At 41.8% G+C, this 21137-nt stretch carries 23 protein-coding genes, 3 tRNA genes and 1 riboswitch; of the genes, 17 read left to right on the top strand and 9 right to left on the bottom strand.

Going from position 1 to position 21137, the window contains the following annotated elements; genetic code table 11:
* Positions 1–392: 392 nt before the first annotated feature.
* Positions 393–1406, bottom strand: a complete 1014-nt coding sequence (gene galE / locus J7338_RS02515; RefSeq protein ID WP_210795324.1) for a UDP-glucose 4-epimerase GalE — start codon at positions 1404–1406, stop codon at positions 393–395.
* A gap of 248 nt (positions 1407–1654) precedes the next feature.
* Here galE and J7338_RS02510 point away from each other — a divergent pair, with 248 nt between their 5' ends.
* A complete protein-coding gene (locus J7338_RS02510; RefSeq protein ID WP_210795322.1) occupies positions 1655–2152 on the top strand; it encodes a DUF3016 domain-containing protein in 498 nt (165 codons plus the stop codon).
* Between the two features lie 45 nt (positions 2153–2197).
* Here the strand turns inward: J7338_RS02510 and J7338_RS02505 are convergent, their stop codons facing one another.
* Positions 2198–2488, bottom strand: a complete 291-nt coding sequence (locus J7338_RS02505; RefSeq protein WP_145234613.1) for a prephenate dehydrogenase — start codon at positions 2486–2488, stop codon at positions 2198–2200.
* 71 nt (positions 2489–2559) lie between these two features.
* Here J7338_RS02505 and J7338_RS02500 point away from each other — a divergent pair, with 71 nt between their 5' ends.
* Positions 2560–2769: a hypothetical protein gene (locus J7338_RS02500; RefSeq protein ID WP_210795320.1), complete on the top strand. Its 210-nt coding sequence runs from the start codon at positions 2560–2562 to the stop codon at positions 2767–2769.
* 9 nt (positions 2770–2778) lie between these two features.
* On the opposite strand, the gene epmB is transcribed toward J7338_RS02500, so the two are convergent.
* Positions 2779–3792 (bottom strand): EF-P beta-lysylation protein EpmB, encoded by a 1014-nt coding sequence (gene epmB, locus J7338_RS02495; protein ID WP_210795318.1) that lies wholly within the window; start codon positions 3790–3792, stop codon positions 2779–2781.
* A 40-nt stretch (positions 3793–3832) separates the two neighbouring features.
* On the opposite strand from epmB, the gene efp reads away from it, so the two are divergent.
* Together efp and epmA are read left to right on the top strand one after the other, a co-directional pair.
* A complete protein-coding gene (gene efp, locus J7338_RS02490; protein ID WP_145234620.1) occupies positions 3833–4399 on the top strand; it encodes an elongation factor P in 567 nt (188 codons plus the stop codon).
* 55 nt (positions 4400–4454) lie between these two features.
* The gene (epmA, locus tag J7338_RS02485) at positions 4455–5429 is read left to right on the top strand and encodes an elongation factor P--(R)-beta-lysine ligase (RefSeq protein WP_210795317.1); all 975 of its coding nucleotides are present in this window, start codon (positions 4455–4457) and stop codon (positions 5427–5429) included.
* Between the two features lie 62 nt (positions 5430–5491).
* Here epmA and J7338_RS02480 read toward each other — a convergent pair whose 3' ends face one another.
* On the bottom strand, positions 5492–7600 hold the full coding sequence (locus J7338_RS02480; protein ID WP_210795315.1) for a TonB-dependent receptor: 2109 nt from the start codon (positions 7598–7600) through the stop codon (positions 5492–5494).
* A 120-nt stretch (positions 7601–7720) separates the two neighbouring features.
* Between J7338_RS02480 and J7338_RS02475 the strand changes: the two genes are divergently transcribed.
* From J7338_RS02475 to J7338_RS02440, 8 genes are all read left to right on the top strand, one after another.
* Positions 7721–8116, top strand: a complete 396-nt coding sequence (locus J7338_RS02475; protein ID WP_210795312.1) for an acyl-CoA thioesterase — start codon at positions 7721–7723, stop codon at positions 8114–8116.
* A 133-nt stretch (positions 8117–8249) separates the two neighbouring features.
* On the top strand, positions 8250–8651 hold the full coding sequence (locus tag J7338_RS02470) for an META domain-containing protein (RefSeq protein WP_228732899.1): 402 nt from the start codon (positions 8250–8252) through the stop codon (positions 8649–8651).
* Positions 8652–8706: 55 nt separating this feature from the next.
* Positions 8707–8818: riboswitch (TPP riboswitch) on the top strand.
* Positions 8819–9149: 331 nt separating this feature from the next.
* A complete protein-coding gene (gene thiC / locus J7338_RS02465) occupies positions 9150–11102 on the top strand; it encodes a phosphomethylpyrimidine synthase ThiC (protein WP_215908986.1) in 1953 nt (650 codons plus the stop codon).
* 85 nt (positions 11103–11187) lie between these two features.
* The gene (locus J7338_RS02460; RefSeq protein WP_210795309.1) at positions 11188–12189 is read left to right on the top strand and encodes an FAD-dependent oxidoreductase; all 1002 of its coding nucleotides are present in this window, start codon (positions 11188–11190) and stop codon (positions 12187–12189) included.
* A 20-nt stretch (positions 12190–12209) separates the two neighbouring features.
* Positions 12210–12407 carry a sulfur carrier protein ThiS gene (gene thiS / locus J7338_RS02455; protein WP_182732524.1) on the top strand — a complete coding sequence of 66 codons (198 nt, stop codon included), beginning with the start codon at positions 12210–12212 and terminating at the stop codon, positions 12405–12407.
* A 1-nt stretch (position 12408) separates the two neighbouring features.
* Positions 12409–13206, top strand: a complete 798-nt coding sequence (locus tag J7338_RS02450; RefSeq protein ID WP_210795307.1) for a thiazole synthase — start codon at positions 12409–12411, stop codon at positions 13204–13206.
* Between the two features lie 33 nt (positions 13207–13239).
* Positions 13240–14769 carry a thiamine phosphate synthase gene (gene thiE, locus J7338_RS02445; protein ID WP_210795305.1) on the top strand — a complete coding sequence of 510 codons (1530 nt, stop codon included), beginning with the start codon at positions 13240–13242 and terminating at the stop codon, positions 14767–14769.
* 3 nt (positions 14770–14772) lie between these two features.
* On the top strand, positions 14773–15531 hold the full coding sequence (locus J7338_RS02440; RefSeq protein ID WP_210795303.1) for a HesA/MoeB/ThiF family protein: 759 nt from the start codon (positions 14773–14775) through the stop codon (positions 15529–15531).
* Positions 15532–15582: 51 nt separating this feature from the next.
* Here the strand turns inward: J7338_RS02440 and asd are convergent, their stop codons facing one another.
* Positions 15583–16449, bottom strand: a complete 867-nt coding sequence (gene asd / locus J7338_RS02435; protein WP_210795301.1) for an archaetidylserine decarboxylase — start codon at positions 16447–16449, stop codon at positions 15583–15585.
* 15 nt (positions 16450–16464) lie between these two features.
* Positions 16465–17523, bottom strand: a complete 1059-nt coding sequence (gene rsgA, locus J7338_RS02430) for a small ribosomal subunit biogenesis GTPase RsgA (RefSeq protein ID WP_210795299.1) — start codon at positions 17521–17523, stop codon at positions 16465–16467.
* A gap of 122 nt (positions 17524–17645) precedes the next feature.
* On the opposite strand from rsgA, the gene orn reads away from it, so the two are divergent.
* The 4 genes from orn to J7338_RS02410 all read left to right on the top strand — a co-directional run bounded on the left by orn (position 17646) and on the right by J7338_RS02410 (position 18684).
* Positions 17646–18191, top strand: a complete 546-nt coding sequence (gene orn, locus J7338_RS02425; RefSeq protein ID WP_210795296.1) for an oligoribonuclease — start codon at positions 17646–17648, stop codon at positions 18189–18191.
* A gap of 171 nt (positions 18192–18362) precedes the next feature.
* Positions 18363–18438 (top strand) — tRNA-Gly (locus J7338_RS02420).
* Positions 18439–18485: 47 nt separating this feature from the next.
* Positions 18486–18561, top strand: a tRNA-Gly gene (locus J7338_RS02415).
* A gap of 47 nt (positions 18562–18608) precedes the next feature.
* Positions 18609–18684, top strand: a tRNA-Gly gene (locus J7338_RS02410).
* 263 nt (positions 18685–18947) lie between these two features.
* Here the strand turns inward: J7338_RS02410 and J7338_RS02405 are convergent.
* The 3 genes from J7338_RS02405 to J7338_RS02395 form a co-directional block, all read right to left on the bottom strand.
* Positions 18948–19373, bottom strand: a complete 426-nt coding sequence (locus J7338_RS02405; protein WP_210795294.1) for a secondary thiamine-phosphate synthase enzyme YjbQ — start codon at positions 19371–19373, stop codon at positions 18948–18950.
* A complete protein-coding gene (locus J7338_RS02400; RefSeq protein ID WP_210795292.1) occupies positions 19370–19837 on the bottom strand; it encodes a chemotaxis protein CheX in 468 nt (155 codons plus the stop codon). The genes J7338_RS02405 and J7338_RS02400 overlap by 4 nt, the downstream gene beginning before the upstream one ends.
* Before the next feature lie 80 nt (positions 19838–19917).
* Positions 19918–20352 carry a transcriptional repressor gene (locus J7338_RS02395; RefSeq protein WP_145234655.1) on the bottom strand — a complete coding sequence of 145 codons (435 nt, stop codon included), beginning with the start codon at positions 20350–20352 and terminating at the stop codon, positions 19918–19920.
* Between the two features lie 93 nt (positions 20353–20445).
* Here J7338_RS02395 and J7338_RS02390 point away from each other — a divergent pair, with 93 nt between their 5' ends.
* Positions 20446–21066, top strand: a complete 621-nt coding sequence (locus J7338_RS02390) for a MarC family protein (protein WP_210795290.1) — start codon at positions 20446–20448, stop codon at positions 21064–21066.
* Positions 21067–21137: the final 71 nt, after the last annotated feature.

Genomic DNA, 21137 nt, shown 5'->3' with positions numbered 1-21137 from the left:
GAGCAAGTAAGTAGAGCCTGGAATGCGTTTCGTTCAAATATTACTAACGTTAAGCATATGTGCTTTAGAGCATGGACAAATTTGATCACTTAATAAATAGTATTGGTATCACAACAAAACCCATCAATATCCCATTCGACCAATACAGCAGCATTTGCTATGTGGCTCTCTACCGCTGTGGGCACTACGCCATTGCCAGGCTCCAAATTGAGAAAGCCTGACTAGCAATAGTCGGGCTTTTTTACGTTTGCAGGAAAGCGATTAGCTTCGAGTCGTCAGCGTGAACAGTGATTTATTTTATCTCGATCAACTAGCCACTCGCATTTTTTCTAGGCATAAAAAACCAGTAATTGGAATGTCCAACTATTGGGGTCACTTCAGGTAGCGGTTTTTTATTTATACCCATTAGGGTTGTTACTTTGCCAACGCCATGTATCTTGCATCATCACATCGATACCACGCTCTGCTTGCCAATCAAGTTCACTAAGGGCTTTTTCAGGCGCTGCATAACAAGCTGCAATATCACCTGGACGACGAGGTGACACCTGATACGAAATATCTTTACCACAGGCTTTGCTAAATGCGTTGAGCATTTGTAGCACCGAATAACCATTACCGGTGCCAAGATTGTAAACATGGGCACCGATATCTTGGTTTATTTTATTAAGTGCCTTTAAATGACCAAGCGCTAAGTCAACAACATGGATGTAATCACGCACACCAGTACCATCAACCGTATCATAGTCATCGCCGAAGATACCCAGCTGCTTTAATTTACCCACTGCCACTTGCGCGATGTAAGGTAATAAGTTGTTTGGAATACCATTGGGATCTTCACCAATTAGGCCTGACTCGTGCGCACCTACGGGATTAAAGTAACGCAAAATTGCAAATGCAAAGCGCTCATCTGATTTAGCGATGTCTTGTAACATCATTTCAACCATCAGTTTTGATGTGCCGTATGGATTAGTAGTGCCACCTACCGGAAAATCTTCTTGAATTGGCAGGCTTGCTGGATCACCATATACTGTTGCCGATGAGCTAAATACAAGTTTAAACACACCTGCATCGCGCATAGCATCAACGAGAGTCAGCGTACCTTGCACGTTATTTTGGTAATACTCAATGGGTTTCACCATTGATTCACCGACAGCCTTTAAACCGGCAAAATGAATAACACTCTCAATCGTATGTTTTGCAAACACGCTGGCCAAAAATGTTTTATCAAGGATGTCACCTTGATAAAAGTTCACAGTTTTACCAGTGATTTTTTTTACACGCTCAAGTGATTCCACACTTGAATTGCTTAAATTATCAATGATAACAACATCATTATCTTGTTGTAATAATTCAACAACAGTGTGTGAGCCTATGTATCCCGCGCCACCTGTTACTAAAATTGTCATGAAATCTCCATATATAAGGTGAAGGTGTATAGTTGTAATTTCATCATAAATAGCACTTCAATACATGCTTTATCTGATCTTTTTGTTGTTCCATGATGTTACGGTATCAATTAATCATAGTTAACTGGTGTCTGGTTACATATTTTACATAAATGATAACAATGAGACTAAATAGTATTAAGCTATAGTTAAGTTGTTAATGCTATTATTTCAACTACATTAGCCCACGGGCATTTTGGAGATAGACAATGAATACATTTAAAAAAGTAGCGATGGCTATGTTAGTTATGCTGCCGGTATTTGCTCAAGCAGGGGAAGCTGTCGTTAAATGGCAAGACTTCAATGACTACCGTGATGTACGTCCTTCAAATGAACCTAAGGGCTCCTTCCATAAACATATAGCTAGCAGTTTTGAAAAGCACTTTAATAAACTGGCAGAAAAGTTGCCCGAAGGATATAAGTTTAATGTTGAAGTGACAGAGCTGGATTTAGCCGGTGATGTACGCTTTGGCGGTATGAATGATTTACGTATTGTAAAACCAATTTATTTTCCACGCATTGAGTTTCAATATTCGGTTACTGATAAAGACGGTAACGTGATTAGTCAAAGCGATAAAGTCGAATTAAAAGATATGGGCTTTATGGATAAAATTAAAATGGGCCGTGATGAACAGTTTTACTATGATAAACGTTTGATCACTGATTGGTTTGATAAAGAATTACTGCCAGTTGTCACCCCAAGCTAAATTAACAGTAAAAAGCGCTACAGTTTAATGTTAGCGCTTTTTTAGTTACTTGAACGTTGCGAGTAATTGCAGTAACTGTTGTAATTTAATAACAGTGGTTTTTAGTTTTTCTTCACTAAAACCTTCTGAACTTAAACTTTCTACATCTGCAGCTACATCTAACACATAAGGTTTGAAGCGCTTTGCTTCAAAGGTAAAACCAGCATCGGCAGGAAACAACGCTGTAAATTTACCTAAGCCTTGTTGTTGCAACTCATCTAATTTTTTATCTGCGTCAAGTGACTGACGATAAACAATTTTTAAGTTGGCATTGAGTTGTTCAATAATTGAATCCATTTTTTTCCTAAAGCTTTAGACCGCAATGCCGATATAATACGGGTTATAAGCTAAAAAGTCAGGTATGAGCTATGAATATATCAGGTGGAAATTTACCGGCCATGAGTGGCGCGGGTCAAAGTGGCGAAGTATACAGTGCAGTTTTGGCAAAAAAACAGCAAAAAGCGGATGGTGCAGCAGCACTGGCACTCATTGAAGGTGCCGCTAGTTCGAGCGCTGCACAAACGCCAGCAAAATCAGTTACAGCTTCGCTTGGTAATAACGTTAACGTATATGTTTAAGCCTTATATTTATAAAAGCTTGAGGTCAATCGGCGTTTTACTTTTTTGACCGCCGATTTCGCGCATCAGCTTTGGTACTAAAAATCCTGGCAATGCGATAAGCATTTCGGCCATGATTTTTCGTGCCTGTGATTCGTCGATATCAAAATGACTCGCTCCTTCAACTTTATCAAGTAAATATAAATAATAAGGTAGTACGTCGGCATCAAATAACGCTTCGCTTAATGCGACTTGCGCTTCACTGGTATCATTTACATCCTTTAATAGCACTGCTTGATTGAGCAACGTGACACCTACCTTTTTGAGTTTTTGCATTGCCACTTTAAAATCATCATCAATCTCGTTGCCATGGTTAATGTGATTAATAAACACAATTTTAAGTGGAGATTTTGCAAAACGTTCGCACAGTTGGTCAGTAACGCGAGATGGGATCACCACCGGTAGGCGGCTATGAATTCGCATTCGTTTAATTTGTGGTAATTGTTCAAGCTCATCCATAAACCAACTAATAGCATCGTCTTTGGCCATTAACGGATCACCACCACTTAAAATTACCTCGTTAATATTAGCATCCGATTTTATGTAATCTAGCGCTGCAATTAAGCTGCGTTTATTTAGCTGATTTTCTTGGTATGGAAAATGGCGACGAAAGCAATACCGACAATTAACGGCGCAACCAGTTTTAAACATCACTAAAACTCGGGATTTATATTTGTGTAATAATCCTGGTTGAGCGTTGTTTTGCTCTTTTAATGGATCTTTATCAAAACCTGTTTTAGCGATAAACTCTTGGTGGCGCGGCATGACTTGCAGCAGTAATGGGTCATTTATATCGCCATAACGCATTTTTTTGATAAAAGGCACAGGCACACGTACCGGGAAAAGAGCTCGTGCTTTGAGGTCTTTTTCGTCGGCCATGCTTGATAAACCTAGCATTTCTAGCAAGGTGCGTGGGCAAGTAACAACATTAGCTAATTCTTTTTGCCAGTTTATATGCAAATTTGCTTCATTTCTTTGTATCATTGGTAGGTAGATTACTCGAAATTATTAGATAGAGGAAACGATGGCGAATTATAGCACCAACGAGTTCAAGGGCGGCCTAAAAATTATGATGGACGGCGAGCCTTGTAGTATTTTAGAAAATGAAATGGTAAAACCGGGTAAAGGCCAAGCGTTTAACCGTGTTCGTATTCGTAAACTTATCTCTGGCAAAGTACTTGAAAAAACTTTTAAATCAGGTGAGTCAGTAGAGGGTGCTGATGTAATGGATACCGATCTTGCGTATCTTTATACTGATGGTGAGTTTTGGCATTTCATGAATAACGAAACATTTGAACAAATCGCAGCTGATGAAAAAGCGCTTGGCGATGCTGGTAAATGGTTAGTTGAAAATGACGTATGTACTATTACTTTGTGGAACGGCAATCCAATAGCTGTTGCACCACCTAACTTTGTAGAGCTTGAGATCACTGAAACAGATCCTGGTCTTAAAGGCGACACAGCAGGTACTGGTGGTAAGCCAGCAACGCTAAGTACTGGTGCTGTTGTGCGTGTACCATTATTCGTACAAATCGGTGAAGTAATTAAAGTCGACACCCGTAACGGTGAATATGTAAGCCGTGTTAAGTAACTTTAATATAGCTTAATAAATCCCAGCTTAAGCTGGGATTTTTTTTGGAGAAAATATGTCAGCAGATCTTTGGCAACCAAGCGCACAAGTAAATACTTTGGCACAACGAGCCGCAATTTTACGCACTATTCGGGAATTCTTCTACCAACGCCACGTTATGGAAGTTGATACGCCTAGTTTAAGTGCAGCGAGTGTTACTGATGTTCATTTAGCGAGTTTTAAAACGCAGTTTATTGGCCCCGGTTTCGCTAAAGGCTTACCGCTGTACTTACAAACATCACCAGAATTTTCCATGAAGCGATTATTGGCAGCAGGCAGTGGTGCTATTTACCAAATTTGTAAGGCGTTTCGTAACGAAGAGGCGGGCAGTCATCATAATCCTGAGTTTACCATGTTGGAATGGTATCGCCCTGGGTTTGATGAGTTTGCGCTGATGGATGAAATTGATGAATTAATGCAGCTTATCTTAAATGTTCCATCTGCAGAGCGTTTAACCTACCAAGATGCTTTTACCCAAGCGTTAGGACTTGATCCGCTCAGTGCCACTATTGAACAGTTACAAAAACTTGCCTGTGAACAGGGGTTTGCTGATATCGCTAAGCATGAAACTCACCGTGATACGTTACTACAATTATTATTTTGTATGAAAGTTGAGCCAACAATTGGCCAACAAAAACCTTGTTTTATTTATCATTTTCCTGCATCGCAAGCCGCACTGGCGAGTATTTGTGAGCATGATATTAGAGTCGCTGGGCGGTTTGAGCTTTATTATCAGAACATGGAGCTGGCGAATGGTTTTAATGAGCTCACCAATGCACAGGAGCAAGCTAAACGTTTTACTGAAGATAATGCATACCGCAAAGCGAATAACTTAACACAAGTGCCTATGGACACCCGTTTAATCGCCGCTCTTGAGCATGGTTTACCACAATGCGCAGGAGTAGCATTAGGGGTTGATAGGTTAGTGATGTTAGCAACGCAAAAAAACACGATAAAAGAAGTCATCGCGTTTGATGTAGGTAGGGCTTAATTGAGGTGCTAGGCAACTAGGAGCTAGGAGACCCTAGAACCTAGTTACCTAGAATCTATATATTATAACTCGTAGATAAATGTGACGCCGGCAACCATTGGTTCACCAAGCTGAGTGTATGTGTGAGTTGCATACCCTTCGCGTGGATCGTTACCAAATTCAAAACCACGTGTAGGTACTTCTTCATCAAACACGTTACGTGCCCAAGCGCGAATTGACCATTGCTCAGCCTCGTAACCAGCAGCTAAATTAACTAAATTAACGTTCGGTGCCTGCGAGTTGTGGCTATCTGAGAAGTAATAATTATCTTTACCTTCAATACCGATTGTAGCAAATAACTCATCAGTAAAGTTATAGCGAGCCGTGAATGCATACTGGTATTTAGGCGCTTGTGATTGCTCGCGACCATCTTGATCTAATGGGGGGGAGTGGAGGCTTGTTCTGGCAACATAATCGTTTATCTTAGTATCTAAGTAGCCAACACTACCGGTGAAAAACAAGTTATCAGTTAACTGATAACTGCCCTCAATTTCAAGGCCGTAGTTTTCACCTGAGCCAGCATTATCAAAGTAACTAGTGAAGTTTTGATCCTCTACTAACCATGACTTTAATTGCATATCTTCACGGTACATATAAAAAGCAGCTAAGCGTAGGATGAATTTTTCATCTAACGAGCTACCTTTAACGCCAAATTCACCATTCCATAAATACTCAGGTTCAAAGGTTGTGTGTTGTTTAAAAAAGTCGGCGCCAAGCTCGAATTCTTGTGCTTTTGCGAGCGCTTCTGAGTTAATTCCACCGGCTTTGTAACCACGAGTCAGGCTGGTATAAATCATGGTACGGTCAATGACTTGATACTCAAGGGCAAGTTTACCACCGACCATCACATCATCAGTGTCAACAATAAATCCATTGCTATCAGTGTAATCCCCTTGGTATTGCTCAACACGCAAGCCAGTGATTAAGGTGGTTTTCGAGTTGATTGGGGTTGCTAGTTGACCGTACATAGCGACATTGCTCACTTCAAAAGTTGAGTTAAAAGCTTCATGGTCAGAAAACTTTCGATGCTGGCGGTCAAGATCTACGTCTTTTCCTTGGTAATAAATTCCAGCCACCCAATCGCGAGACTTGCCATTGAATTGTAATTCAGCAGTTTTATCTTTGCGATCACGATAATAAGCGTCTTCGTAGCTATAACTCTTTGGGTGTAGTCCTGCACCACATAACTGCGGCTTATTAATATCGTTACATACCCAGTCTTCATCAAATCTATAAACTAAATCACTATCAATACCTGATAAGTTTAAACTGACATCAAACCAATCAAAGCCAGTGTAGATGTTGGCAAGACCTACCGCGATACTTTCTTGGTTATCTTGGCCTGGGCTATCGGCTACACTATTACGGCTATTATCAAGCGTAAATGCATCATAGCCGTTATTGATATCAATATAATGAACGCTTAATTCAGTGCGCAAGTGATCGGTAAGTTGGCTGTGTAGTTTAAAACGGCTAACCAGTTCATCTTGTTGTTGTGTTGACTCGTTTAAATATAGGTTATCAACATAACCATCAGACTCACGTTGATAAATACTAGCGCGCACTGCGGTGCTGTCTGTAATACCAATACCTGCGGCAACACCCGCTTCATAACTGTTGTAGTTACCTGCGCCTAGCTGCACTTTGAGGCTTGGATCAAAAGTTGGATCGGCTGATTCCATTTGGATCATACCAGCCATACCATCAGCACCAAAGCGAGTACCTTGCGGACCGCGATAAATCTCAACTTGGTTTACATCAAACAGTAATGAACTACCGCCTAAGCCTGAATAATTAATGCCATCAATCACTAAGCCAACAGAAGGGTTAATAGGGTCAACAAATTGTGAGCGTAAACCAACCCCACGAATTTGGATGTAACGGCCACGAGATGCACCAGCGGTAAAATTTACGTTGGCAGCACTGGCAAGCATTTCGTCTAGAAAACTAGCGCCCCGGTCATTAATTTCGCGTTCGCTAAATAAACTGGCACTGGCACTAAGGGTTTGAATGCTTTCTTTTTGAAAGTCTCCGGTGACGAGTATTTTTTCAAGATCAGTATCTTCAGCAAAAGCTGGGGCGCTTATCAAAGGTAAAAGCGCGGCAGTAATTAAAGACAGGCGTAGTTTCATTCTATTACTTAACTCCATTTTAAGGACTTACATGATAGCAACTATTCTCATTAAAGTCGTGATACCAGTTATATTTATGTGCTATAAACGCGCACAGTATACATAATAAGGAATGCAAATATGACCTTTAAAGTTGACTTTAAAGTACGCGATTATGAATGTGACCTGCAAGGTATTGTAAATAATAGCGTGTACTTTAACTACCTAGAGCACGCACGCCATGAATTTTTGCATGCCAACGGGGTTGATTTTGCTCAGCTTGCCCGCGATAAAATTAATTTAGTCGTAATGCGTAGCGAAATGGATTACAAGCAGTCACTGGTCCCGGGCGATGAGTTTTATGTCGCTGTAGAGCCTGAGCGCATAAGTCGCTTAAAGTTTGGCTTTCGACAAACCGTGGTACGAAAGCATGATGAAAAAGTGATGTTAAAGGCACTGGTGATTGGCACCGCAGTTAATGAGCGAGGTCGGCCATTTTTTCCCGAGCAAGTTGATCTACTATTTAAGTCTGATTAAGTCAGGTAGTTTTCCGGCGCCACCTTTTTTACTATCTTAGAACATTTTTTTACATTAAAAACATGCATTATTAACGGTATAAATGGTTATTTATTGTTATCATGTTGCAATTGAGTCTTAGGTTAGTAATTACATGAAATTAGCAGCAATACCGATGCTTATAATCGGTTTATGTATTGGCTGCTCATCGACAGGGACAGTCACCAGTGAGCAATTAAAATACACTAAGTGGCAACTATCACGGGTTGATGGTTTAGCGATCCCTGCATCATATTCAGCATCATTAAGTTTTATTGAAGCTCTGCAAGTCAATGGTTTTGCTGGTTGTAATAAATTTTTTGGTGAAGGTCAACTTGATGATAATCATTTAACGGTGAATAAATTAGGCATGACCCGTAAATCATGCGGAGATAAATTGGACGAGTTTGAACAGCAGTTTTTAAATGCGTTAAAGCAAGGCGTGCCCCTGCAAATTCAAGGTCAACAATTGGTTTTAAATGGCGAGCAAACATTTGCGTTTATTCCCGCAAGTTGATCTCTTGCAGGCTAGCAATATCTAACGTACACTCGTCAGCGAACAATATATAAAATTTTACTTGTCGGAGTGCCTTGAGTTTTTAACTTAAAGGCTGAGATCGCGAAAGCGGGATCCGTGAACCTGATCAGGCTAACACCTGCGTAGGGAACAAGCTGCCTAAAACGGGTGCTTGTGCGCCAGTTTGGCGTATAATACCAATCGACTTAAATATTTAGCCATTCTAGCGTGCTAAATAAAGCGTTAACTGCGTTATAAATTTCTTATGTAGAATAACTACATGTCAAAATTTATGCCTTGTTATCACTCTATTTATCTGTCGCTATAAATGACTAATAACTTAACACGATTGGCATAAGCACTGTGGCTGCCAAGGTTGGTAGTACTTTTTTGTAACACCAATCTACGATCCATGTAGCATTTGCTACTCTCTATTGCGTTGCTTTTTATCGCACAGCAGTATCTGACAAGACAACCCTTTTAGCAATGAGGTAAGTCATGTCAAACACATCAAATAAACCGTCTCGCCGCGAAACTCGTGCGGCTGCATCAGATTATATTTATAACCTTACTGGGCAACCATTTCCAAGCTCACACAAAGTTTATGTACAAGGTACGCAAGATAATGTGCGTGTTGGTATGCGTGAAATTACTTTGAGTGATACCTTTATCGGTGGCACCGATGAAAACCCGGTGTACGAATCAAATGCCCCACTGCGTGTTTATGATACGTCAGGCCCATACACAGATCCTGATTTTACTCTGGATGTTCGTAAAGGGTTGGATAAGTACCGCGAACAGTGGATTAAAAGCCGTGAAGATACTGAAGTTTTAAGCTCAGTTACCTCGCAGTTTTCTCAACAACGCATGGCCGATGAAGGCCTTGATCATATTCGTTTTGAGCATCTCCCAAAAATTCGCCGCGCTAAAGCCGGTAAAAATGTCACGCAAATGCATTATGCTCGCCAAGGTATTATTACACCGGAAATGGAATATGTCGCAATTCGTGAAAACATGGGCCGTGCGCAACTTCAAAAAGAGTTATTAGCACAGCAGCACCAAGGCGAGTCGTTTGGTGCGAGTATCCCTGAGTTTATTACTCCTGAATTTGTGCGTGATGAAATTGCCCGTGGTCGTGCGATTTTACCTAACAACATTAATCACCCAGAAACCGAGCCGATGATTGTAGGGCGCAATTTTTTAGTAAAAGTGAACGCTAATATTGGTAACTCATCAGTTAGCTCATCAATTGAAGAAGAAGTTGAAAAAATGGTCTGGTCAACCCGCTGGGGCGCTGACACAGTTATGGATTTATCAACGGGTCGTTATATTCATGAAACTCGTGAATGGGTAGTACGTAACTCACCAGTGCCAATTGGTACTGTGCCTATTTATCAAGCGCTTGAAAAAGTAAATGGGGTTGCTGAAGATCTAACGTGGGAAATTTTCCGCGATACTCTAATTGAACAAGCCGAGCAGGGCGTAGATTACTTTACTATTCACGCTGGGGTGTTATTACGCTACGTTCCAATGACGGCAAAACGTGTCACTGGGATTGTATCGCGCGGCGGTTCAATTATGGCGAAATGGTGTTTAGCGCATCATAAAGAAAACTTCCTTTATACTCATTTTGAAGATATTTGTGAGATTTTGAAACAGTACGATGTGTGTTTCTCATTAGGAGATGGCTTGCGTCCTGGTTCAATTGCAGATGCCAACGATGACGCGCAATTTAGTGAACTGCGTACGTTAGGTGAGCTGACTAAAATCGCGTGGAAACACGATGTACAAGTGTTTATTGAAGGTCCAGGGCATGTGCCAATGCATATGATCAAAGCCAATATGGAAGAGCAGCTTAAGCATTGCGACGAAGCACCTTTTTACACCCTTGGCCCGCTGACAACTGACATCGCCCCAGGCTATGACCATATCACCTCTGGTATTGGGGCGGCGCAAATTGCATGGTATGGCTGTGCAATGCTGTGTTATGTCACACCAAAAGAGCATTTAGGCTTACCAAATAAAGAAGACGTTAAAGAAGGGCTGATCACCTATAAAATTGCCGCTCATGCCGCCGATTTAGCTAAAGGTCACCCAGGTGCGCAAGAACGTGATAATGCGTTATCAAAAGCGCGTTTTGAGTTCCGCTGGCATGACCAATTTAATATTGGTTTAGATCCTGTTCGTGCTCGTGAATACCATGACGAAACACTGCCACAAGAATCTGGCAAAGTAGCACATTTTTGCTCTATGTGTGGGCCAAAATTCTGCTCAATGAAAATCACCCAAGAAGTACGAGAATACGCTAAAGATCTAGAAGCCAGAGGCATAGATCCTAACAACGTAGGTGATGCTATTGAGATCAAAATGGTCGATGTTGAAGCCGAGATGCAAGCTAAATCAGCCGAATTTAAACAAAGCGGCTCAGAGATTTATCATAAAGCGGTTTAAAAACTAGTTAGCGAGTTAGAGAGTTGGCGAGTGAAAAGCTCGCTAACTTTACTCTTGTAGCTAGAAAACTGAATTAAGGATTCTCATGTCTTACAATATTGCGGTGGTGGGGTTTGGTTTAACGGGCCGTTTAACGGCGCTTGAACTGAGCTTAAAGCATAATGTCACTGTTTATGAAGCGGGTGACGAACAAGCGCTTGATAGTGCAGGAAGAGTGGCAGCGGCGATGCTTGCGCCACTGGCTGAATCTGTATTCTGCGAGCAAGACTTGGCCTTGATGGGTCTGGATTCAATAAAGCGTTGGCCGAGAATTTTAGCGCAACTTGATGAAGCGGTGTTTTTCCAACAACAAGGTACACTTGTGGTTGCACACCAGCAAGATAAAGGTGACTTACAAAGTTTTATACAGCGTTTAAAGCCTTTGGCTGAGCATCAAGGGCATCAGTTAACAGGTTTGCAAATCAGCGAATTAGAGCCAGAGCTTACAGGGCGTTTTAACCAAGGTGTGTATTTACCTTGCGAAGGGCAAATTGATAATCAGGCTTTTTATCAAGCCAGTTTTAACACTCTAAAGCAGCGTAATGTGAGCTTTAAGTTTGCACAACAGGTTGATGTAGCATCGCTAAATCTACAGCAATCGTTTGATTATATTATTGATTGCCGTGGCCTTGGCGCTAAAAGCGTAGCATGTAAGCTACGCGGAGTACGTGGCGAAGTAGTGCGTTTGTACGCCCCTGAGGTTGATTTAACGCGGCCAGTGCGGTTAATGCACCCGCGTTATCCTATTTATATTGCTCCGAAGCCAAATCATCAATACGTAATTGGCGCGACAGAAATTGAATCACAAGATAAGGGGGCTGCCACTGTGCGTTCGACTCTTGAGCTGTTATCAGCAGCGTACACAGTACACAGTGGTTTTGCTGAGGCGCGAGTGTTGAATATTCAAACCGGCCTGCGTCCTGCATTTAGTGATAACCGCCCGCAGGTTTCCCAGCAGCAAAATGTGATCAGCATTAATGGCTTATATCGTCATGGTTATTTACTCGCACCGAGTTTAGTGGCCGATGCCATTGCACGGATAAAATAAGGCTTATTATGAAAGTAAGTATGAAAATAACAATTAATGGTCAACATTTTGAGTTAGCAGATAACGCCAATGTAGCCCAAGGTTTGACGCAGTTTGCAGCAAAAGAGCCTTTTGCAGTGGCGCTTAATGGTCAATTTATACCGCGTAGTCAATGTGATACTACCTTACTTAACGAAGGCGATAGCATTGAATTACTGTCACCGATCCAAGGTGGCTAATATGAGTAGCGTAATATCAGATAGTTTCAGTATTTATGGTGAGCAGATCACTAGTCGGTTATTAATTGGCTCAGCACTTTATCCATCACCTGCAGTTATGGCCGATTCGATAGTTGCCTCTGGCGCGCAGATTGTTACGGTGTCATTACGACGTCAACAAAGTGCCGCCGCAGGAGATGACTTTTGGCAATTGATCAAAGATACGGGCTTAAAAATTCTACCCAATACTGCAGGCTGTCACAGTGTCAATGAAGCAATTACACTGGCACAAATGTGCCGCGAAGTGTTTGCTACCGATTGGATAAAACTTGAGTTGATTGGTGATGACTATAACCTACAGCCAGATCCATTTGCATTACTGGAAGCGACACAGATTTTATTCGCCGAAGGCTTTAAAGTATTACCTTATTGTACTGACGACTTAGTGTTATGTCAGCGTTTAGCTGATGCAGGGTGTGAAGTACTGATGCCGTGGGGAGCACCGATTGGCACGGGCAAAGGCTTGTTAAATCCATATAATTTAAAAACCATTCGGGAGCGCCTACCCGATACCACATTGATTGTTGATGCTGGCCTTGGCTTACCATCACACGCCTGCCAAGCGCTTGAATTAGGTTATGATGCGGTGTTATTAAATTCGGCTATTGCAGGGGCGGGCTGCCCTGTTACTATGAGTCATGCATTTAAAGCAGCCGTTGATGCGGGTCGTTTTGCTTACCGAGCGAAGGCGATGCCAGAAAAAGACGTCGCTGCGCCATCTACGCCCACTATGGGTATGCCATTTTGGCATCAACAGTAATAAATGAAGTAAAAAATTAGGAAATACGTAACTATGAATCATGTTGTTTGGACAATTGCTGGCTCTGACTCTGGTGGTGGCGCAGGTATTCAGGCGGATATTAAAGCGATGCAAAGTTTTGGCGTCCATGGTTGTACAGCGATCACCGCATTGACTGCGCAAAACAGCCTAGGCGTTGAAGCACTTAACCCGATTTCAACCGATGTTATTGAGTCGCAATTACTCGCCCTTGAAAGCGACATGAAAGCCCGTGTTATTAAAATTGGTATGCTGGCCAATGTGCAGCAAATTCAATTGATCAGTGAGCATCTAAAACATTATAAAGCCACTTGGGCGGTTGCGCCTTTGGTTGTATATGATCCGGTGGCCATTGCTAGCAGTGGTGACTTACTCACAGAAGAAGATACCGTTAGCGCAATTAAAGAATGCTTATTGCCGCTGGTGGATGTGATCACCCCCAATACCCATGAAACGCAGTTGCTCACTGGGATATATTTAATTGGCCCCAGTGCTGTAAAAGAAGCGGCGGCTAAGCTGCAAAGCTGGGGCGCAAAAGCGGTGTTGATCAAAGGTGGTCATTGGGATTACCCAAGTGGTTATTGCATTGATTATTGTATAGATGGCTGCATCAATGAAGGGAACGAGTATTGGCTTGGTAACGAAAAAATTCAAACGCCACATAGCCACGGTACAGGGTGTAGTATGGCATCGGTGATTGCGGCATGTTTAGCGAAAGGTTATCCATTAAAAGATGCTTTTATCTTAGCAAAAGCGTATATCAATCAAGGCTTAAAAGCTGCGGTTCGTTATGGTGAAGGAATTGGCCCTGTGGTACAAACGAGCTTTCCAGAAAACCTTGTCGATTACCCACAAGTAATAGAGGCAGGCAGTTGGCTTGGTGACGAACTGGATTTTGAGCAAGTAAACGAATTTACTATGGCGGCAGGTTTTGCAGAGTGTGAAAACAAACAGCTTGGTTTATATGCGGTGGTTGATAGTCTCGATTGGTTAGAAAAGTGCTTAGCGCAAGGCGTTAAAACTGTACAACTTAGAATGAAAAACGCCAGCGAAGAAGAGCTTGAACACGCTATTGCTGCGGCGGTCACACTTGGTAAAAAGTACGATGGCAATGTGTATATCAACGATCATTGGCAGTTGGCGATCAAGCATGGCGCCTATGGTGTGCATTTAGGTCAAGAAGATTTACTTGAGGCTAATCTGGTGGCCATTAAAAAGTCGGGCATGCGTTTGGGGATTTCGACCCATGGTTTTTATGAAATGCTACGTGCTCATAATTACCGCCCGAGTTATATGGCGTTTGGCGCTATTTACCCAACCACGACCAAAGATATGACAGGACAAATTCAAGGGCTTGAAAAGCTAAAGCACTTTGTGCCGTTAATGCAAAATTACCCAACCGTTGCTATTGGTGGTATTGATTTAGTGCGAGCCAGTGAGGTGGCTGCAACTGGCGTTGGCAGTGTGGCAGTGGTCAGAGCCATCACAGAAAGTGATGATTACCAACAAGCCATCGTCGATTTACAAAGTGCTTTGGGCCATTAAATAATGGTTGAGTTATCAGATAAAGAACAGTTGCGTTATAGCCGTCATTTAATACTCAAAGAAGTGGGGTTTGAAGGGCAGTTAAAATTAAAAGCAGCCCATATAGTAGTAGTTGGCGCGGGTGGCTTAGGTAGCCCTGCTTTGTTGTATTTAGCTGCGGCTGGCATTGGCGAGCTAACCTTGTTAGATGATGACAAAGTTGAGCTTTCAAACTTACAGCGCCAAGTGCTCTATAAAGTGAATCACTTAGGGCAAGATAAGGTCAGCGCGGCGGGAAAAGTATTAGTCAGCTTAAATAATCAAATCAAGATCAATACAGTCAGCGCCAAACTAACCGCTGACAACGCTCAGCAAATGTTTTCAGGCGCTACTTTAGTGCTTGATTGCAGCGATAATTTTAGCACGCGCTATGTGGTGAATAGGCAATGTTTGGCATTGGGTATACCGCTGGTGTCGGGGGCGGCAATCGCGAGCGAAGGGCAGCTGATGTGTTTTGATTTTCGCCAGTCTCAAAGCCCTTGCTACGGCTGCTTGTTTGGTAAACAACCCCAACAGCAAACGCTTAATTGCAGTAATGCTGGCGTGCTAAGCCCGTTGCTAGGTGTGATAGGTTCTATGCAGGCATTATTGGCAGTGAACATAGTGCTTGGCCATCACTGCGGGGGTCAGTTTATTCGTTTTGATGGGCTAAGTTTAGCGCAGCAGCAGTTTCAATTAACTAAAGCGCCTGAGTGTTCGGAGTGTGCAGGGAAAAATAATTAAATAAAAAACGCGGCATGACTAGATCCGTCTGTCCGCGTTTTTACATGTTAATTAATCATCAATCTTAGCGAACGGTGTGCCCATACGGGTTACGGTGCCAGGTTTTTGATCATCAAGGATGTCTGCTTTATTTGCACCCCAAGCTAAAATAACGGTAGAGCCTAGTTTAAAGCGGCCCATCTCTTCACCCTTTTTCAAGGTAATTGCGTTTTCGCCTGAGGTGGGGTAGTTCCAGCTAAATACGTCTTTACCCGCTGGTGGTGTAACTGTACCAGCCCAAATAGTTTCAATGCTGGCTACAATCGTCGCACCGACTAATACCATGGCAAGTGGGCCAATTTCAGTGTCAAAAATTGTCACTACACGTTCATTACGAGCAAACAAGTTAGGCACATTTTGCGCGGTAAGTGGGTTTACTGAAAATAAATCACCGGGCACGTAAATCATTTTTTTCAAGGTGCCATCAATTGGCATATGAATACAATGATAATCGCTTGGGGCTAAGTAAATTGTTGCAAAGTCGCCACCTAAAAATGGCGCTGTATCTTGCTCTGAGCCGCCTAGTAATGCTTGTAAGCTATAGTTATGGCCTTTAGCTTGAATAAGCTGACCTTCAACAATGGGGCCTAATTGGCTAATTGCACCATCTACTGGGTGAGCAATGATGTCCTTGTCAGTGGTTAATGGGCGAGCGCTTTCTTTTAAAGGGCGAGTAAAAAAGTCATTGAAGGTTTTATAATGAGCGGGATCGCTGTATTTAGCTTCACTCATATTGACCTTGTATTGTTTAATAAATAGTTTGATCAACGTCGTGGTCAGTGCGCCAGCTTTAGCTGCGGCTAACTTGCCTACCATGCGAGATACAAAATGTTTTGGCATTGCGTACTGCATTGCGATTTTGAATTTGTTTAAATTCACTGATTTCTTCCTAATTTATACGCGCGGAGCACGAGCCCCTGCACGGCCATCGGCCATTGTTTCTAAAATTCTGTGGTAACTATCAAAACGTAGCTGCGAAATGTCACCCTCATCAATTGCTTGACGAACTATACAACCTGGATCGTTTAAATGCTTGCAGTCTCGAAAACGACAGCCGCCGATAAACTTACGAAACTCTTTAAAGCACCAAGTAACCCGTTCAACATCTAAGTGCCATAAACCAAACTCACGAATACCTGGCGAGTCAATTAAATTACCACCAGAGGGGAGGTGGTGCAATCGCGATACCGTGGTGGTATGTTGACCTAGACCGCTGTTTTCAGAAACTTCTTTAGTGAGTATTTCAGCATCAGGTAAAACGGTATTCACTAAGGTTGATTTACCCACACCACTTTGACCAACAAAAATACTGTTTTTATCAACTAAGGTTTCTTTAAGTGCATCAATGCCATAACCAGTTTTATTACTCACTAATAAAACCTGATAACCAAGATCACGGTAAATATCGAGCACTAGGTTAATGTCTGCTAAGCCTTGCTCGTCAATTAAATCTATTTTATTAAGCACTAAAATAGGCTCTATGCCCATGTCTTCGCAGGCAATTAAATAACGGTCGATAATACTTGGTGTAAACTCTGGTAATACTGCCGACACCATCAGAATTTGATCAATGTTAGCGGCAATGACTTTTACACCATCGTAAAAATCAGGACGTGTTAGTTGTGAGCGACGATCGTGCATCGCTTCGATTACACCGGCTAAATCACCTTCACTGACTTTGGCACGACGAAATTGTACTTCGTCGCCGCAGACAATGCCTTTAACTGTACGGCGAATATTACAACGCAATACATCGCCGTTATCGGTTTCGATGTCAGCATGTTGACCAAACCGACTGATAACTACGGCATTTTCCGCAGCGCCTAAATTGTCAGCTTGCCATTGCTCTGATGTACCTTTAGTTGAGGCATGATCAGCATTAGACAAGCGCTTTTGGTGATTGGCCTTGATCCGGCGGGATTGGCCTTTACTTAATTTCTTCTGTTTTGCCACTTTTGGCCCATAACTTAGTTAAATGTCGTGCTTTTTGAAAAAAAAGCTTTAGGTCGACTGATGATACTAATATGATATAACTAAATGCGTTGGATCTAAAGGAAAGTACCGCTTAGGTAATTATGTCTTTTCATAAATCAAATCTTATCTGGCTCGACCTTGAAATGACAGGTCTTGAACCAGCCACAGATAAAATACTCGAAATTGCGACTGTTGTCACCGATAGTGAGTTAAACATCTTGGCTGAAGGGCCAACTATTGCTATTCATCAAGCAGATGAGTTACTTGATGGTATGGATGAATGGTGTACCAATCAACATGGTCAGTCAGGCTTAACAGCTCGTTGTAAAGTAAGTACATTCACAGAGCAAGATGCAGTAGAGCAAACTCTAACATTTTTAAAGCAATGGGTTCCTGCGGGCGCTTCGCCTATGTGTGGTAATTCAATAGGTCAAGATAGACGCTTTATGAATAAATACATGCGTGAGCTTGAGGATTATTTCCATTATCGTAATTTAGATGTCAGCACAATTAAAGAACTTGCACGACGCTGGAAGCCAGAAGTGTTAGCGCAAGTGAACAAAAAAGGCTCACATCTTGCTTTGGACGATATTAAAGATTCCATCATGGAATTAAAAGTCTACCAAGAAAAATTCTTTAATTTGTAAAAAACACTTGCAAACACATCTAATTATTGTAGAATCCTGCCCCGCTTAAGACGATAACCCTTGCGGGGTTAGTGTGCTTGAGCAATTTTAAATGTGGCACTAGCTCAGTTGCCAGAACGTTTTGCCGCGACTTGTCGCGGAACAAATTAAAAATTACTGACTATTTTGAATGCGGCACTAGCTCAGTTGGTAGAGCGCGACCTTGCCAAGGTCGAGGTCACGAGTTCGAGCCTCGTGTGCCGCTCCAATTTCTAACCAAAGAAATTGGAGTAAGTCTAAAGTGAAAAATATTATGCGGCACTAGCTCAGTTGGTAGAGCGCGACCTTGCCAAGGTCGAGGTCACGAGTTCGAGCCTCGTGTGCCGCTCCAATTTCTAACCAAAGAAATTGGAGTAAGCCTAAAGTGAAAAATATTATGCGGTACTAGCTCAGTTGGTAGAGCGCGACCTTGCCAAGGTCGAGGTCACGAGTTCGAGCCTCGTGTACCGCTCCAATCTCTTTAAGTAATCTAAAAATATGCTAAGGTCGAACTAAGTCATAAGCAGTTCGAGCCTCGTGTACCGCTCCAATCTCTTTAAGTAATCTAAAAATATGCTAAGGTCGAACTAAGTCATAAGCAGTTCGAGCCTCGTGTACCGCTCCAATCTCTTCAAAGTAAACATCCAGTCTCTATTAATCCACTACCGTAAATTAAAGCAAATAATAGTTCTACTTACTCTGCTGTTGGAATAATGCTTTTTTATAGCTTATAGCTTTTTAAACTTGTCCTTGCAGCGTTGCGACAATACGCCTTACGCCACCATGATCACGATGCTCGCCCAAGTAAATACCTTGCCATGTACCTAGCTGTAGGCGACCTTGGATAATTGGAATGGTGAGTTCGCAACCTAAAATACTTGTTTTTATGTGAGCAGGCATATCATCATCGCCTTCATAATCATGACGATAATAAGGCTGACATTCTGGAACAAATTTGTTGAAGTGGCTTTCCATATCCATACGTACTGTCGGATCGGCATTTTCATTAATCGTTAAGCTGGCAGAGGTATGTTGTATAAAAAGATGTAATAAACCAATTTGGTAATGGGCTACTTCGGGGAGCTGGCTAATTATTTCATTATCTATAATATGAAAGCCTCTTGAACGAGGCTTTAATTGAATGATTTTTTGCAACCAACTCATAGTTTGTCGAAGCTAACTTCTATGTTGGCATTACCGGCATCGGAGGTAAATGGCATCAATATTTTAGCTCCTTCACTTTTATGGGTAATGGTATGGCCTTTGCCAGAAACAACAATTGGGGTTGCCATATCAAAGTCATAGCCTTTTTCACCAAGTAGATTTTTTGCCCCACCGGTAACCATATTGGTAATCTCACCAACCATATCGGTTACTTCTTCATTGATCGAATCTGGGCGTTCACCAAGCATTCTTTCCATAATAGTCAGTGCAAGGCTCTCATCAAATGTGATCGAAAATGAGCCTTTAGTTTGTGGTCCTACCATGCCAATTAATCCAGAAACGTCGCCACAAGCAACTTCATCTTTTTTAATTTTTGGTTTTCCAGGCTTTAGTTCGGTATGCGCCATTGTGCTGAGCACATTTAATAAAGATGATAAAAAAGGATTGATGAACTCTACATTCATTATTGTTTATCCCTCGAATTTAGCAGTTTATCTGCGGTTATACATTAAAGTGTAGTGAGTTATTCTAGCTCTGCACTTAATTATTCTTTACAATTTCCACATCTACCATGGGCTTCAATAGTTTGTCCAGATACAACGAAGCCACTCTCAGCAGCAAGACTATTAAGTTCATGCGAAATCACGCTAGAGTGGAGCTCTTTGACAAAACCACAACTATCGCATATCAACAGTTGTACAGGGTGGATATGATCGAAATGATGGCACAACATAAATGCGTTAGTACTTTCAATTTTGTGAATAAAACCTAATTCAGCTAAAAAGTCTAAGGCACGGTAAATCGTGGCTGGTTTTGCTCCTGATTCAGTGAGTTTGAGTTGCTCTAATAAATCATAAGCGCCAACTCCTCCCTGCGCACTTGCTAATAGGCGAAATACTTTTTCACGGATTGGAGTGAATCGCGCACCGCGATTGTCACACACTTGTTTGGCTTTACTAACGAGTGATTCTATTTTCATCTTCTCTTATCCTTACGCTACCGTGATATACTAACATACTGTATTGTAGTTGCAGCGTTTTTATTAGACAGTTTTATTATAGGAAGTCTAACAATGAATGAATTATTAGCGGTATTTATTTTCTTTTTTGCGGTTATTGATCCAATTGGTACTGTGCCTGTTTTTATTGCCGTTACCCGCGGACATGATGAAAAGTTTAAGCGTAAAGTCATTCTTAAAGCTGTGGCAGTTTCAGTGCTGGTGTTGTTATTTTTTGTCGTTGCGGGTGAGTTGTTACTTAATGCAATTAATATTCCATTGTCTGCGTTTCAGATTGCAGGAGGCATTGTTTTATTGTTATTTGCACTGTCGATGATTTTTGGCGAGAGTAAGCCTGAAAGTGAAATTAAAAGTTTACCAAATAGCACTGAAACGGCGATTTTTCCTCTAGCGATACCTTCTATCGCAAGCCCAGGTGCCATGCTAGGTGCGGTCTTAATGACACGCAATACAGAATACAGTTGGGTTGAGCAGTTAATTACATCCTCTATGATGATTGCTGTACTTGGTGTGGTATTAGTTTTATTACTATTAGCAGCTCAGGTGCATAAATTAATTGGTGATAGTGGGGCTAGCATTATTAGTCGGATCATGGGTTTGATCCTTTCATCGGTTGCCGTTACAAATATACTTAATGGCATAGCTCACTACTTTGGCTTGCAAGTATTTACATAAAGGTTTAGTGACGCTATTAAATAACTTAAATACCCTCAAAATCTTAGATGGGATACTGTTAACCGTGTTGC

It is taken from the genome of Pseudoalteromonas ostreae (assembly GCF_018069805.1).
Lineage (GTDB): Bacteria > Pseudomonadota > Gammaproteobacteria > Enterobacterales > Alteromonadaceae > Pseudoalteromonas > Pseudoalteromonas ostreae.
Note: the sequence above shows the minus strand (reverse complement) of the source record. Positions and strands in the feature narration are given on the sequence as shown.

Bases quoted from the DNA above. Each gene is read 5' to 3' on its own strand.
- galE (WP_210795324.1), bottom strand. From the start codon at position 1,406: ATGACAATTTTAGTAACAGGTGGCGCGGGATACATAGGCTCACACACT.
- J7338_RS02510 (WP_210795322.1), top strand. From the start codon at position 1,655: ATGAATACATTTAAAAAAGTAGCGATGGCTATGTTAGTTATGCTGCCG.
- J7338_RS02505 (WP_145234613.1), bottom strand. From the start codon at position 2,488: ATGGATTCAATTATTGAACAACTCAATGCCAACTTAAAAATTGTTTAT.
- J7338_RS02500 (WP_210795320.1), top strand. From the start codon at position 2,560: ATGAATATATCAGGTGGAAATTTACCGGCCATGAGTGGCGCGGGTCAA.
- epmB (WP_210795318.1), bottom strand. From the start codon at position 3,792: ATGATACAAAGAAATGAAGCAAATTTGCATATAAACTGGCAAAAAGAA.
- efp (WP_145234620.1), top strand. From the start codon at position 3,833: ATGGCGAATTATAGCACCAACGAGTTCAAGGGCGGCCTAAAAATTATG.
- epmA (WP_210795317.1), top strand. From the start codon at position 4,455: ATGTCAGCAGATCTTTGGCAACCAAGCGCACAAGTAAATACTTTGGCA.
- J7338_RS02480 (WP_210795315.1), bottom strand. From the start codon at position 7,600: ATGAAACTACGCCTGTCTTTAATTACTGCCGCGCTTTTACCTTTGATA.
- J7338_RS02475 (WP_210795312.1), top strand. From the start codon at position 7,721: ATGACCTTTAAAGTTGACTTTAAAGTACGCGATTATGAATGTGACCTG.
- J7338_RS02470 (WP_228732899.1), top strand. From the start codon at position 8,250: ATGAAATTAGCAGCAATACCGATGCTTATAATCGGTTTATGTATTGGC.
- thiC (WP_215908986.1), top strand. From the start codon at position 9,150: ATGTCAAACACATCAAATAAACCGTCTCGCCGCGAAACTCGTGCGGCT.
- J7338_RS02460 (WP_210795309.1), top strand. From the start codon at position 11,188: ATGTCTTACAATATTGCGGTGGTGGGGTTTGGTTTAACGGGCCGTTTA.
- thiS (WP_182732524.1), top strand. From the start codon at position 12,210: ATGAAAATAACAATTAATGGTCAACATTTTGAGTTAGCAGATAACGCC.
- J7338_RS02450 (WP_210795307.1), top strand. From the start codon at position 12,409: ATGAGTAGCGTAATATCAGATAGTTTCAGTATTTATGGTGAGCAGATC.
- thiE (WP_210795305.1), top strand. From the start codon at position 13,240: ATGAATCATGTTGTTTGGACAATTGCTGGCTCTGACTCTGGTGGTGGC.
- J7338_RS02440 (WP_210795303.1), top strand. From the start codon at position 14,773: ATGGTTGAGTTATCAGATAAAGAACAGTTGCGTTATAGCCGTCATTTA.
- orn (WP_210795296.1), top strand. From the start codon at position 17,646: ATGTCTTTTCATAAATCAAATCTTATCTGGCTCGACCTTGAAATGACA.
- J7338_RS02405 (WP_210795294.1), bottom strand. From the start codon at position 19,373: ATGAGTTGGTTGCAAAAAATCATTCAATTAAAGCCTCGTTCAAGAGGC.
- J7338_RS02400 (WP_210795292.1), bottom strand. From the start codon at position 19,837: ATGAATGTAGAGTTCATCAATCCTTTTTTATCATCTTTATTAAATGTG.
- J7338_RS02395 (WP_145234655.1), bottom strand. From the start codon at position 20,352: ATGAAAATAGAATCACTCGTTAGTAAAGCCAAACAAGTGTGTGACAAT.
- J7338_RS02390 (WP_210795290.1), top strand. From the start codon at position 20,446: ATGAATGAATTATTAGCGGTATTTATTTTCTTTTTTGCGGTTATTGAT.